We start from the raw sequence: 312 nt of genomic DNA on the forward strand, positions 1-312 counted from the left end.
GGGCCGAGGCGTGGCGGTGGAGAAAGCGAGGAGGAGGAAGGGGAGAAGACGGGGGCGGGGAAGACGAGGGCCCCCTTGCGCATGGGTGAGAAGTTTATGGAAAAGGGAGCTGGCAGGGAGCGGAAGAGGAGGGGGAAGGGGGAAGACAAAGGGAGGCGGGAGAACCAGAGGGAAAAAGACGGAAAACGGCAAGGATTGAGAGATGAGGGCCAAGGGGAAAAGAGGCAGAAAAAGAAGGGAGGAAAAAGATTTTTTTTTTTTTTTTTTTTTTGTGAGAAGGAGAAAAGGATGGGGCGGGGGTTGGTTTTAAAA

The 312-nt window shown here is 53.8% G+C and carries 1 protein-coding gene; it reads left to right on the forward strand.

Features of this window, described 5'->3' with window-relative positions; genetic code table 11:
* Positions 1-81 precede the first annotated feature (81 nt).
* Positions 82-312, forward strand: a 231-nt coding sequence (locus tag BKB51_RS20785; protein WP_218044110.1) for a hypothetical protein, incomplete at its 3' end; no start/stop codon positions are given.

The organism is Kiloniella majae, from assembly GCF_002118315.1.
Lineage (GTDB): Bacteria > Pseudomonadota > Alphaproteobacteria > Kiloniellales > Kiloniellaceae > Kiloniella > Kiloniella majae.